The organism is Niallia tiangongensis (genome assembly GCF_044704065.1).
GTDB lineage: Bacteria > Bacillota > Bacilli > Bacillales > Cytobacillaceae > Niallia > Niallia tiangongensis.
In genome coordinates this window covers 2,974,624-2,987,449 of sequence record NZ_CP162613.1, presented here as the reverse complement: position 1 = coordinate 2,987,449, position 12,826 = coordinate 2,974,624, and the positions used below count along the sequence as shown (strand labels likewise).

The following is a 12,826-nucleotide window of genomic DNA, read 5'->3' as shown; positions in this document are numbered from 1 at the left end:
CTTTTTGTTAACTATTGCTAGGTTTGGTTGATTTTCATTATTACATGCTTATGGCCAACATGATATACTTGATTAGAGGTGTCCTTATGAATAAAACAATTTTTTTAAAATGGTTGCAAGAAGGGAATATAAATATACCTTCCACACTTCTAACACATTACAAACATTTAAAAATAAATGAGCAAGAATTAGTACTTCTATTGCAGGTACATTACTATTTAGAACGAGGCAATGATTTTCCAACGCCTGCAGAAATAGCTGCTCACATGACTTTAGATAGTATGGATTGTCGTGAAATATTGAGCCAGTTAATCAGAAAAGGATTTATTGAAATAATAGAAGGCAACAGTGATACAGGAATTCGGTTTGAGCGATATTCTTTAGAGCCTCTTTGGAATAAATTAATCGACCAGTTTTTGTTAAATAATAAAAAAGAAGAAGAAGCTTTAAACGAAAAAGAAGAATCTGATTTATATACTAGCTTTGAACGAGAATTTGGTCGACCATTATCTCCGTTTGAAATAGAAACCCTAAATATGTGGGTCGATGACGATCAGCATGAAATGGTTATTATTAAAGCAGCGCTTAGAGAAGCAGTTATTTCAGGTAAATTAAATTTTCGATATATTGATCGAATCTTGTTTGAATGGAAGAAGAATGGAATTAAAACAATCGAACAAGCAAAAAGTCATGGGAAAAAGTTTCGACAACATCAGACTGCTGCATATAAAGTGGAGCTGAAGGAGGAAACTACCAACAAGAAAGCAGTACCTTTTTATAATTGGTTGGATCAATAATTTTAGTAGTTATGGTTAATGATACTCGACTTTAAAATGGGAGAGTCTTTTTCCATGTATGAGAACTCTACTTTTTCCAGAAGAAAGCAAGTCTGTTAATAACAAAAAACTTTCTGATACAAAATTTTCCATGTGAAAAAGCAACAAATTCACGAAACCATCTATACTTGCAAAGCTGGGATTGTTATAAGAATCGTTCAGACTTCTTTACACGCATTATCTATCTAGTAAAAAAATTACTTAGATAGAGCAAAGAAGCTCCATTCTATTCTTAGAACAACCCTTTTTTATAGTTTAGAAAGATTATCATTTCGGAGGATTATATGTTAAAAAAAGATGAAATTAGATATTGTCTAGATAAAATGGGAGAAATGTTTCCTGAGGCACATTGTGAATTAATTCATTCCAATCCGTTTGAATTAGTGATAGCAGTATCTTTATCTGCACAATGTACCGATGCACTAGTTAATAAGGTGACAAAAGACTTATTTCAAAAATATAAGACACCACAAGATTACTTAAGTGTACCTTTAGAAGAATTGCAGAATGATATTCGCTCTATTGGTCTATTCCGAAATAAGGCAAAAAATATTCAAAAACTTTGTCAAATGGTTTTAGAAAAATACAATGGTGAGATACCAATGGATCGAGATGAATTGATTAATCTGTCAGGTGTCGGAAGGAAAACGGCAAATGTTGTTGTTTCTGTTGCCTATAATATTCCTGCTATTGCTGTTGATACACATGTCGAAAGGGTAAGTAAACGATTAGGGATTTGCAGATGGAAAGATTCTGTTTTGGAAGTAGAAAAAACGTTAATGAAAAAAGTTCCCAAGGACGAATGGTCTGTTACACATCACCGCATGATCTTTTTTGGTAGATATCACTGTAAGGCGCAAAATCCTCAATGTGAAGCTTGTCCGCTTCTAGCATTATGTAGAGAAGGGAAAAAAAGAATGAAGACTAAAGGTATTGTGTAATGGACAAGAATCGATTGGATGCACCAATACAGCTCTTATATGGTCCTTTCCCAGTGATAAAGGAATTTTCTTGTTTAATGACGGATTGCTTTGTTAGGAGACCGGCATTTTTGCATGAAGCAAATTACTATCAAAATAAGGAAACGTTTCAGCCGTGGAATAAAGAAAATTTTCAGGAATGTGTTAAAAAGGTAATAGAAGAGTGGAAACAGCTTAAAGTGGAATTACAACAATTTGCAGCTAAAAGAGATACGACGAATCTTCAATACGGATTAACATTGGCAATGGAATACTTTTTAGAATGCTTATATTGGATAAATGAAAAACCAGTGACTTTAATAGACGGTTTGGTAGACAAAAGTCTAGAAATAAAGCCATTTAATTTAGAAGATCGACTCGAATTTATACTAAAAAGACTGAATGGGTATCATTCCTATAAACAATTGGATGAGTTGTTTAAAGAGTTGGAAAAGCAGTTTGCGATAAAATTAGTAAAATTAAATAGAGATGTTTAGAAAAAAGAAGAGGACTTTTCCATTAGGAATTGTCCTTCTTCTTTTGCTTAAACAGGTTCTTTAATTAGTTTACTGAGAATCATTTCGATTTTAATCTCTATTTCTATCTTTATCTTGATTGGTAGCAGTCGTGCTAGTGTTATCGTTTTGAACATTGCTGTTACCAGTATCATTATTCCCATTATTATTTCCGTTACCGTTATTGCTCCCATTGCCGTTGTTATTGCCATTTCCATTGTTGCTGTTATTTTCTCCGCCATTATTAGAGTCTTCGTTGTCTTTCTCATCCTGATTATCACCAGACTCTTCGCCATTAGAATCGTCTTGATCTTCCTCGTCATCTATCGTCTCATTTGGATCTACAGGTGGCTGCTCCTCGATTTTCTCTGGCACAGAAATATTACTAGATACAGGATCACTTTCCTGATCATCTTTTATAGCTTTTACAGTAAAAGTATACGAACTACCAGGCGTTGGTTTTGCAATTTTTAAGCTTGTATCGGAAGTAACAGTCAGTTGCTCGCTAGCTCCACCATCGACGCTTACACTTACGTCAAATTTTATGCCTTTTTTATCCCCATAACTCCATGATAACTCGATTTCATCTCTGTTTTCGTTATAACTTGCTTTAACTCCAGCAGGAGCATTTGGCTTATTGTATTTCTGGGATATTTCATTCAGAATATTTCCTTTGACTGCATACTCCGTAAGAATTTGACTGCTTGGTGTATAAGAGCTTGCCAATCTAGCTGGATACGTGCCTTTTTCTATTTTTATCGTTTCGACGCTATTTGGCTGCTTGAAATCAGCTGTTTCTACATCTTCAGAAATATGTCCCATTACTGCTTTGAAAATATGCTGAGCAACCTTTTGATCATACCCATTTGCTAATAAACCATTTTTTCGATCTTTATATCCAGTCCAAACGGCCATGGTATAGTTGGTCGTATATCCAGCAAACCATGCATCAGGCACTCTACCATCGTTAGGTATATTAAATCTCTCACGATCATCTTTCGAATAATTTGTTGTACCTGTTTTACCTGCAATCGGTAATCCAGGTACATTTGCAAGTGCTCCAGTTCCGTTAGGTCCACTTACAACAGTCTTTAACATATCAGAAATGATAAAAGCTGTGTAATCTTGCATGACAACTTTTGATTTTGGCTCCATATTAATTTTTGTTCCATCCTTTAATTTAAAGGAACGAACAGCATGGGGCTCATTGTATACTCCTTCATTCCCAAAAGCACTATATGCGCCAGCAAGTTGAAGAGAGGTTATTCCATCTCTTAGTCCTCCGATTGAATAGGACTCTTGAATATCATCTAATGGAATACCAAGATTTACTGCGAATTCTTGAGCATTTTCTGCACCTGCAGCTCGGAATGCCTTTAGAGCAGGGATATTTCTAGAGCGTGCTAGAGCTTCCCTCATTGTCATCGATCCTAGAAAACGATTATCAAAGTTATTGATAGGTGTTTTATTCACATCATTATAGGTCGTTGGTTCATCCACTAATGTTTGATAACTTCCCCATTTCAAGTATTCAACAGCTGGTCCATAGTCTAAGATTGGCTTAATAGTAGATCCTGGTTGTCTTGGTACATCCGTAGCATAGTTTGTACCTAGCTTCACCTCTGGATCTCGATCCCCCCCAAGTGCTAATATACCACCAGTTTTCGTATCTAAAAGGGTAATACCAGCTTGGAAATCTTCATTTGGGAATTTTACAATTTCCCCTTTGTACATTAATTCTTCCACATACTCTTGTGCATCTTTGTCCATTGTTGTATAAATTTCTAATCCGTCTGTAAATACATTGACATCTGGATATTTTTTCTCAATTTCAGCTATAACTTGTTTTATAAACGGATCATATTTAAGGTCGTTTGATTGACGATTTTCTTTTGCAACTAATGTATCTTCTACAGATGTCTTTTGTGCTTCTTCCATTTCTGCCTTTGAAATATATCCATGTTGATACATTAATGATAAAACGATGTTACGTCTTTTCTCTGCTCTTTCTGGGTTATTAAATGGATTATAGGCATTTGGAGCCTGTGGCATCCCTGCCAAAAGGGCAGCCTCTGGTAATGTTAATTCGTCTAAGTTTTTGTCATAATACACTTTTGCAGCGGTTTTAACACCGCTCATATTCTCAGACATAAAAATTTTATTAACATACATTTCAAAGATTTCTTCTTTTGAGTACTTGCGCTCTAGCTCAAGGGCAAGCCAAGCTTCTTGGGCTTTACGATTCAATGTTTTTTGCGGTTGGTTAAAGAAAAAGTTTTTTACTACTTGCTGAGTAATCGTACTTGCTCCTTCTGAACCAAACCCATTTTTGAAGTTTGCAATAACTGCTCCACCTAAGCGAATTGGATCAATTCCATGATGCTTAAAGAAACGTGAGTCTTCTGTAGCGATAAACGCATCTTTTACTAAGTCTGGTATATCCTCATAATTGACATAGTCTCGATTAACCGCTCCAACCTTAGCTATCTCATCGTTATTCTTATCATAAATAGTTGAAGAAATTGGATCCTTTAACGTTTCAGGATTCAATTCTGGCGCATCTTTAACCATGATGGCAAATGTTACGCCACCAGCAATAATTCCAATAATACCGATTGTTAATAAGATAAGCAGAACGCGCTTAAACAAATTTATGCTACCTTTTTTCTTTGCTTTCTTAGGAGCGTTTTTCTTAGAGGCTTCGAGTTGCTTGCGGCGCTCCTCTCGCGTTTGATATTTATCTGTCATTGTTATTCCTACCTTTCTTTGAAAAACAAAAGGAATTAGTTAAATTTATAAATCATATCGATTACTTTAATATAGTCAATTCTAGGGTGGTAACCTAGACTAATAGAGTGACCATTGATTGCTAATTCTTGTTTCGTAATCGATTTTCTTCCGCCATTTATCATTCTTTCCCAAAACATAAAGAGTTTTTCTGCAGCTAGATAAAATATTTCATTTGTTTCAGAGAAGGAGATAATGACAAAGCAAATTCCTTGTTGTTCACATACCATCCGCATATGTTTGATTTGGTGTTCATGGAAGTTGTTTAGCGGAAAGGAAGTAGTATGCTTCGTTTCTTTCGCTTCAAAATCTATATATTTTCCTTTATAAACACCGTTATAGTCTGTAGTGGAAGCTTGTTTAAAATAGGCTTCTTTAATGACTGCAGCACTTCTTTTTGGATAATCAACCTGAACGATTTGAACAGGTGTCGGTTTTTTATGTATGACGGCCTTTCCAAATTCTAAATAATATTTATTTGTTTCATTCAGATCATCCTCTAAAGTCATTCCCCGGTTACTATAGCTATTTTTTTTTTGCGGCTTAATAATATCGTTTCCTACCGGAGTATATTTTTTTCCATTTGGATAATGAATCTTCATTTTTTCACCTCACAAAGATTCTTTCAAAGTATAACTTATTGCAATCAACAAACAATAATACCATAAAGCGTTCATAAGAGGTGAACATTTTGATAGGTATAAATTCGTATTTTTCTCCGTTTGAAGAAAAACTTATAACTAGAATAAGGCTAATTACCGATAAGTGCAACTTAGACAATATTTCAAGAACAAATGCCTATCTTCGTTATTATAACAAAAATCAAGAAATACAATGGGCTTTTCTTGCCAGCCAGGTTTCGCGCAATGCTGGCTGGAATATGTGTGACTTAAACGGGCGCTGGCTACCACAATTAGTTAGTCAGAAAAAAAGGCAGCAAATTTACTTAACCTATGAGAAAGCAAATTGGCTTATTTTTAAAGATGCATACCCCCAATTATTACTCTATGAATATTCGACGAAAATAAACGCACCAATGTTTCATTTATTAAAAGTTTTTCAGGTTTCCACTTTTATGGAACAAGAATGGTTGGGATTTTGGGAGAATAAGGATAAGCAAAGGTTAATGAACAGTTTGATTATTAATGAACAAAACGTTATCCAGAAGCCTGTAATTAAAAATGCAAGAATTAAGCATCATATTTTTCATTATCTTCCCTATCTTTTTCAAGATTTACTGCATTTTAACGCTGTTCTTTTTCCAACTTTACAAGGGAAACTTTACGGAGCTAGCGTTGCTAACTTTACTTCTCTTGATGAAAGAATTAAGCTAGGAAATACTTTAGCAGCCCTTTTATTTAAAAATAATTTATATCAAGAGTTCTATGATTTTGCAAGAAAAATAGAACATACTGGCTCAAGAAAGGATTATGAAAAATATATTTACCCAAAAATAGCCAATACGACACCAATACTGCGAGCTGTTTATCCAGTAGTCAACCATCGCAATCGCGCAAGAGAGGATTGGTATAAAAAGAAAATTAAGCATAAGTGGCGAATAAGTAGCAATCATAATGAACCTTTCCTTATAACGGATTGGTACTTTAAAAAACAAGAGCAGTTACATGAACTTATTCGTCAAGAAAATAAGTGGTTTTAGTCAATTTTTTCTGGATTTGTCGAAATTTAAACGAGTAATAAGAAAATATACTTTCTTTGCCGAATCTCTTCTAGTTTTGTCAACTGGGCAGGATAGTTGATAAAAAAAAAGAAAAGAGTATATATCAAAATAGCTTGGAGGGATTTGCATGGAAATTGCTTATACAAAAGAAAAGTTATTGAATATGTTAGAAGAAATCCAAGAAGAATTAGATACATTAGATGCGACGCTTTTAAAATCGAAAAACCAAAATATGCAACTTATCGAGGAGCATATCACTTCTTTAAATGAAATAGAAAATTTAATGGCTACTCTGGAGAAAAAAATTTCAGCAAGCCCATTATGCATTCCTTCTGATCTTCCTCCATATGCAAGAAAAATGCCACTTTACTTGAACTTAGCGAAATAAATCGCTAAAATGAAGGGATTAACGATATTAGGTAAATGGAGTGGCAAAATGACCGAAAATCATCAATTGCTTGAACATACAGAGAAGCTTTTAGAAGCAGTCGAATATGCAGTAGAGACGTTTTACACAGTGAAGGAATCGGGAGTAAATGAGGATTTTTATGACATCGTTCGTCCCTTTGCAAATCAAATTAAACAGATTAATGATGAATGGAAGGAATTGGCTAAAACATGGGTCAGCGAAGCAAAGCCTGATTATTTGAATACCATTCAAATTAATACGGCATCTGATCATATTGAAATAATTTCTATTCAAGCCTTTTTTACGCAAACGAGCAAGAAACGATTTCTCGATTCGGTAAAATCTGTAAAGTATATATTACAAACATTACTTGATGCTTTAAAAGCAGAAAGACAATAGGGGAATTTCAAAAAGGAGATGAAAATTCTCTTTTTTTTTGCATTTTTTCTTTTCGTTTGTTTATAAGTAGAGCAATTTTCCTCTATTCAATTTGAAAAAGCGCAAGCTAGAGTAAAACAGGACAGGTATTATGAAAATTGCGTTTGATAAGAAAAGAGATCAGAGAAGGCACATCTGTGACCGTAACAATCAAAAAGTAGAGATGCGGGTAACAGAGAAATTGACACCTTCATAATCAGTCGTTTTTAGATAATTAATGCACGGTATAGGCGAAATCATCATATAGTAGAGAAGGATACCTTTAACGTGGGAGGATAGAATTTCATGTATAGAGCATCTAATCCACAAAGAAGAAATGTACCTTATCTGAACGCTTATACCTCGCCATATATGCAACCCGATAATAGACAATATTATCCGTATATGAACATGAACCAAGGGCAATGGAATGGGGCAGGAATGAATGGACAAAACTTCTATAATATGCCAATGCAACCAAATTACCCAAACAATCAACCGAGTTATTATCATCCGCAAAATGCATACAAGAGCACCCAAGACATTTTCCAAAATCCATTGCATTATATGGAGAATACAGAAATGAACAATTACTCGCAAAATTATATGAATCAAAACCCAAACTTTATGAATCCATATCCAAAGCAGTCATTTATCCCCAAAAAACAAGGGAATGTGAAAAGTATTATGAATTCTTTTAAATCACAAGATGGTTCATTAGATTTTAATAAGATGATGGATACTGCTGGGATGATGATGAACGCGATGAATCAGGTTACGGGATTAGTGAAAGGCGTCGGCGGAATCTTTAAAGTATAAGCAGAACGAACAAGGAGGCTGTCAATCGACAGCCTCCATTTCTTTTTTCTCTACTTACCAGCGGTGTGCTTTTGCATTACTTCTTAGAATGATATTGTTTTGAGACATTTGTGTATGCCCATTTACTTGGGACTTAGAACGTTTTGGTCTCGTCCAATTGTGATGAAAAAGCGCAGAATGAGAATCTAACTGATCTTTATAACTCATCTTATCACCTCAGGAAGTAAGATTAGAAGAAATTTATGGATGTAAAAGGAATCTCTCCTTCTTACATATATGGAAGGAGAGTGTGTTTCTTTTAGCATCCACTAATAGTATGCGCAAATTATAAATTATTTACTCTTTTTGGTTTAGGAACTTTGGTCTTCAATCATTATTTTTGTCCCTTTTTGTTTTGGGACTTTAATTGTAAGCAAGCCATTTTGATAGGATGCTTTGACTTTTTTTTCATCAATAGGGTGAGGGAACGTAATACTTCTACTGCTTTTTTTAAACGTCTGACTTGTATGAAATGTTTTCGCTTTCGCATTTTCTTCTGTAATAATTTCCTGATGGTGTACACTTATTGTTAAATGGTAGTCAAAAATATCTAGCTGGATCTGTTCTTTGTTGATTCCTGGAAGTTCTGCTTTGATAATTGTTGCACTTTCCGTTTCATTTACACTAACGGAAAAAGCCATGTTTGGAAAGGGATTGCTAAAAAATTCATCCATTTGTTGAAGGAAGTTTTTCACTGGCTTTTCTTGAAAAAATTGATTCATGGAACGCATAAATCCATTAAGAACTTGAGGGCTTTTCTCCTTTTTATTCGGGTCGATTGGGAAATTTGAAGACATTGTAAATCACTCCTTACATAAAACATGAACATAAAATGATAAATGGTTTCTTCCTTTTTCATTTCAGGGAAGAAAACTGCAAATGAATAGGCTCTTTTCTACTTATACTATGCCTAATAAAAACAATTGGTGTTACGTTCTTTTACTATTTTGAATTAGAATTAGAAATGATGATTGTATGAGTTTTGATTTATCCCACATTTTACCGGACAATAAGCCGCTCATCTCTTGCTTATGAGAATTTGAGGAAGATCTGGGGGAGATAAATTGTCCAAAGAGGTCAGAATGGTACAACTATCCATTAATGGGGGAGGAAAGAAAAGCTCAACTGATGGAGGTTTCACTTTATCTGCTTCTAAAAAAAGTGCTATATTAAATGAAAAGTGGATGAAAGGAAGTTAGTAAAAATGAATATTATAAAAGTTGGTAAGGAAGAGCTTTCTTATGTAGAAAAAGGAGAAGGGGAAACCATTGTACTCATTCATGGCTTTTGTGGAAGTACAGATTACTGGGAATATATTATTCCACCCCTTGCAGAGAACTATCATGTATTAGCAGTCAATTTACGAGGACATGGAACTTCAAGCTTTAGTGGAGAACCTTTTGAGATAGAAGATTTAGCAAAGGATATTAAGGAGTTATTAACGGGATTAGGGATTGAAAAAGTATATATGTTTGGCCATTCCCTAGGCGGTTATGTGACATTGGCGTTTGCTGATCTTTTTATAGAAAGCTTAAAGGGATTTGGCTTAATTCATTCCACCGCATACCCTGATACAGAAGAAGGCAAGGAAGGAAGGCTAAACGCCATTCGAAAAATTCAAGACATTGGGATAATAGAGTTTGTTAATGGTCTAATTCCTAATTTATTTGCGGACGAGTCACTTGACAAGCTACCAAGCGAGGTGGAAAAGGCAAAAAAAATTGGATATGGCACCAACGCTATAGCAGCGATGGAAACACAGGCAGCTATGAGAAAAAGACCAGATAGAAATAATGTTGTGGAAAAAGCCAGGCTGCCTATTTTATTGCTAAAGGGTACAAAAGATAAAGTGGTTTCAATGGATCGTGTAGCTTCTGCATCAAGCTTAAATATTTCAGAAGTCAGATTAGAAACTGGACATATGAGTATGCAGGAAGCTCCAAATGATTTAGTAAATGCAATCTGCTCATTTGTAAAGCAAAACTAACAAATAATGGTTGTTATTTTCTTTGGAAAACCTCTTTTAAATCGAACGTCTATTCGGTAGAATGGATGTAATAGAGGTGAACCAAAATGAAAGTACGTAAAAACCTTCAAGAAATTATCAAAGAATTAAAAACAAAGGAAGATTATAAAGAAAGAATTTCCTATTGGCATACAATTGAAGCAAAAGAAGCAGTAACAGTCCCGCTTCCTAATGATTTATTTCCTAATCTAAAGGATGCTTTGCAAAAGAGGGGAGTAACAAGGCTTTATACACATCAATACTCATCCTATCAGGCGATTCGGGAAGGGAATAGTGTGGTTGCTGTCACTCCAACTGCATCAGGAAAAACACTTTGCTATAATCTACCCGTTATCCAGTCGATTGCTGAGAATAAAAATGCAAGAGCATTATATATGTTTCCTACAAAGGCACTTGCACAGGATCAGAAAAGTGAATTAAATGAGCTAATTGAAAGTGCAGAATTACAAATAAATAGCTATACATATGACGGAGATACTCCTGCTTCGATTAGACAAAAGGTTCGAAAAGCAGGACATATCGTCATTACAAATCCAGATATGCTTCACTCAGCGATTTTGCCACATCATACAAAATGGGTATCTTTATTTGAAAACTTGAAATATGTCATTATCGATGAGTTGCATATTTATAGAGGCGTTTTTGGCAGTCATGTAGCGAATGTAATTCGAAGGTTAAAGCGTATTTGTGCCTTCTATGGCAGTAATCCTGTCTTTGTATGTACATCTGCTACAATTGCGAATCCAAAGGAATTGGCAGAAAATTTAACAGAACAGCGTGTTAAGCTAATTGACAATAATGGTGCTCCAAGCGGCAAGAAACATTTCGTCTTTTATAATCCTCCAATTGTGAATATTCCTTTAAATATTAGGAGAAGTGCAACTTTAGAAGTTCGACAGTTAGCAGGAGAATTGTTGAAAAATAAAATTCAAACAATCGTCTTTGCCAAAAGTCGAGTGAGAGTAGAGATACTACTAACTTATTTACAGGAACTTGTTAAGTTTCAGCTTGGTCCAAAATCTATCCGTGGTTATCGAGGAGGGTATTTACCATCGGAAAGAAGAGAAATTGAGCAAGGCTTGAGACATGGGAATATTTATGGAGTTGTTAGCACCAATGCATTAGAACTAGGTGTAGACATTGGACAACTCCAAGCTTGTGTGATGACAGGGTATCCTGGTACCATTGCAAGTTCATGGCAACAGGCGGGGCGAGCTGGTCGTAGACATGATGAATCACTAGTGATTATGGTTGCAAGCTCTAGTCCCCTTGACCAGTATATGGTTGCTAATCCTGACTATTTCTTTAGTAGAAATCCTGAAACAGCGAGGATAAACCCTGATAATCTGATTATTCTGATCGATCATATGAAATGTGCGGCTTACGAGCTTCCTTTTAAAGAAGGAGACACATTTGGAAATTGTGAAATAACCGAAATACTCGAGTATTTAACTGAAGAGCGAATCCTCTTTCAAAACGGGGATAAATGGTATTGGATGAATGATTCTTTTCCAGCACATAATATAAGTCTTCGTTCTGCTTCACAAGAAAATATTGTCATTATTGATATTTCTGATGTTAGTAAAAGCAGGGTGATTGGAGAAAGCGATCGCTTTTCTGCAATGACACTTTTACATGAAGAAGCTATCTACATGCATCAAGGGATTCAATATCAAGTTGAGAAACTTGATTGGGAAGAGAAAAAAGCATATGTTCGTGAAGTCAGTGTCGATTATTATACAGATGCCAATTTAGCGGTATCCCTAAAGGTTTTGGAAGAAGATAATCGTAGTAATTATTCGGAAGCAGAAACAGGCTTTGGCGATGTTAGTATTATAGCAATGAGTACAATCTTTAAAAAAATAAAATTTGAAACACATGAAAATATAGGGTCTGGGCCCATTACTCTTCCTGAAGAAGAGCTTCATACGAACGCGGCTTGGATTTCTTTTCCACAAGAAAAATTAGCATGGAATCAAGAGCAAACCGAACAAGGGCTAATTGGTGCTGCACATGCATTAAAACATATTGCACCGCTTCTTGTAATGGCAGATCCATCTGACTTACATGTAGTTCCACAGGTAAAAGCAGAGCATAATGAAAAAGCAACAATCTTCTTTTATGATCAATACCCAGGTGGGATTGGCTTAAGTAAAAAAATATATGAAGAAATGCCAGCAGTATTAAGGGAAGCAAAAAAAATGGTGAAAAATTGTGCTTGTGAATATGGCTGTCCTTCTTGTATAGGAACAGAGAGCCATTCGAATAACAGTAAAAGGGATGTAATTAGAATCCTCTCGCTCTTGGAGGAAAGTGATTTTTCTATTTAAGGGGATTA

Annotated in this window: 14 protein-coding genes; 10 read left to right on the top strand and 4 right to left on the bottom strand. The window is 35.0% G+C overall.

Features of this window, described 5'->3' with window-relative positions; translation table 11 throughout:
• Positions 1-86: 86 nt before the first annotated feature.
• From AB3U99_RS14345 to AB3U99_RS14335, 3 genes are all read left to right on the top strand, one after another.
• Entirely contained in the window at positions 87-797 is a 711-nt protein-coding gene (locus tag AB3U99_RS14345) for a DnaD domain-containing protein (RefSeq protein ID WP_400241958.1), read from the top strand.
• A gap of 323 nt (positions 798-1,120) precedes the next feature.
• A complete protein-coding gene (gene nth, locus AB3U99_RS14340; RefSeq protein WP_400241956.1) occupies positions 1,121-1,777 on the top strand; it encodes an endonuclease III in 657 nt (218 codons plus the stop codon).
• Complete coding sequence (locus AB3U99_RS14335) at positions 1,777-2,292, top strand: YpoC family protein (RefSeq protein ID WP_400241955.1); 516 nt, start codon at positions 1,777-1,779, stop codon at positions 2,290-2,292. The genes nth and AB3U99_RS14335 overlap by 1 nt, the downstream gene beginning before the upstream one ends.
• A 90-nt stretch (positions 2,293-2,382) precedes the next feature.
• On the opposite strand, the gene AB3U99_RS14330 is transcribed toward AB3U99_RS14335, so the two are convergent.
• Both AB3U99_RS14330 and recU read right to left on the bottom strand, forming a co-directional pair.
• Entirely contained in the window at positions 2,383-5,058 is a 2,676-nt protein-coding gene (locus AB3U99_RS14330) for a PBP1A family penicillin-binding protein (RefSeq protein ID WP_400241953.1), read from the bottom strand.
• Positions 5,059-5,093: 35 nt separating this feature from the next.
• Positions 5,094-5,699, bottom strand: a complete 606-nt coding sequence (gene recU, locus AB3U99_RS14325; RefSeq protein ID WP_400241951.1) for a Holliday junction resolvase RecU — start codon at positions 5,697-5,699, stop codon at positions 5,094-5,096.
• Positions 5,700-5,788: 89 nt separating this feature from the next.
• Between recU and AB3U99_RS14320 the strand changes: the two genes are divergently transcribed.
• The 4 genes from AB3U99_RS14320 to AB3U99_RS14305 all read left to right on the top strand — a co-directional run bounded on the left by AB3U99_RS14320 (position 5,789) and on the right by AB3U99_RS14305 (position 8,423).
• Complete coding sequence (locus AB3U99_RS14320) at positions 5,789-6,757, top strand: DUF2515 family protein (RefSeq protein WP_400241950.1); 969 nt, start codon at positions 5,789-5,791, stop codon at positions 6,755-6,757.
• A gap of 148 nt (positions 6,758-6,905) precedes the next feature.
• A complete protein-coding gene (locus tag AB3U99_RS14315; RefSeq protein WP_400241948.1) occupies positions 6,906-7,166 on the top strand; it encodes a hypothetical protein in 261 nt (86 codons plus the stop codon).
• Between the two features lie 48 nt (positions 7,167-7,214).
• Positions 7,215-7,586, top strand: a complete 372-nt coding sequence (locus tag AB3U99_RS14310) for a YppE family protein (RefSeq protein ID WP_400241946.1) — start codon at positions 7,215-7,217, stop codon at positions 7,584-7,586.
• Between the two features lie 324 nt (positions 7,587-7,910).
• Positions 7,911-8,423 carry a YppG family protein gene (locus AB3U99_RS14305; protein ID WP_400241944.1) on the top strand — a complete coding sequence of 171 codons (513 nt, stop codon included), beginning with the start codon at positions 7,911-7,913 and terminating at the stop codon, positions 8,421-8,423.
• 54 nt (positions 8,424-8,477) lie between these two features.
• Here AB3U99_RS14305 and AB3U99_RS14300 read toward each other — a convergent pair whose 3' ends face one another.
• Together AB3U99_RS14300 and AB3U99_RS14295 are read right to left on the bottom strand one after the other, a co-directional pair.
• Positions 8,478-8,630 carry a YpzG family protein gene (locus AB3U99_RS14300; RefSeq protein WP_065429091.1) on the bottom strand — a complete coding sequence of 51 codons (153 nt, stop codon included), beginning with the start codon at positions 8,628-8,630 and terminating at the stop codon, positions 8,478-8,480.
• Between the two features lie 143 nt (positions 8,631-8,773).
• Positions 8,774-9,259, bottom strand: coding sequence for an Hsp20/alpha crystallin family protein (locus AB3U99_RS14295; protein ID WP_400241943.1), 486 nt, complete (start codon positions 9,257-9,259; stop codon positions 8,774-8,776).
• Positions 9,260-9,526: 267 nt separating this feature from the next.
• On the opposite strand from AB3U99_RS14295, the gene AB3U99_RS14290 reads away from it, so the two are divergent.
• The 3 genes from AB3U99_RS14290 (at position 9,527) to AB3U99_RS14280 (ending at position 12,818) form a co-directional block, all read left to right on the top strand.
• Positions 9,527-9,661: a hypothetical protein gene (locus AB3U99_RS14290; RefSeq protein ID WP_400241941.1), complete on the top strand. Its 135-nt coding sequence runs from the start codon at positions 9,527-9,529 to the stop codon at positions 9,659-9,661.
• 5 nt (positions 9,662-9,666) lie between these two features.
• Entirely contained in the window at positions 9,667-10,449 is a 783-nt protein-coding gene (locus AB3U99_RS14285) for an alpha/beta fold hydrolase (RefSeq protein WP_400241939.1), read from the top strand.
• A gap of 86 nt (positions 10,450-10,535) precedes the next feature.
• Complete coding sequence (locus AB3U99_RS14280; RefSeq protein ID WP_400241937.1) at positions 10,536-12,818, top strand: DEAD/DEAH box helicase; 2,283 nt, start codon at positions 10,536-10,538, stop codon at positions 12,816-12,818.
• Positions 12,819-12,826 lie beyond the last annotated feature (8 nt).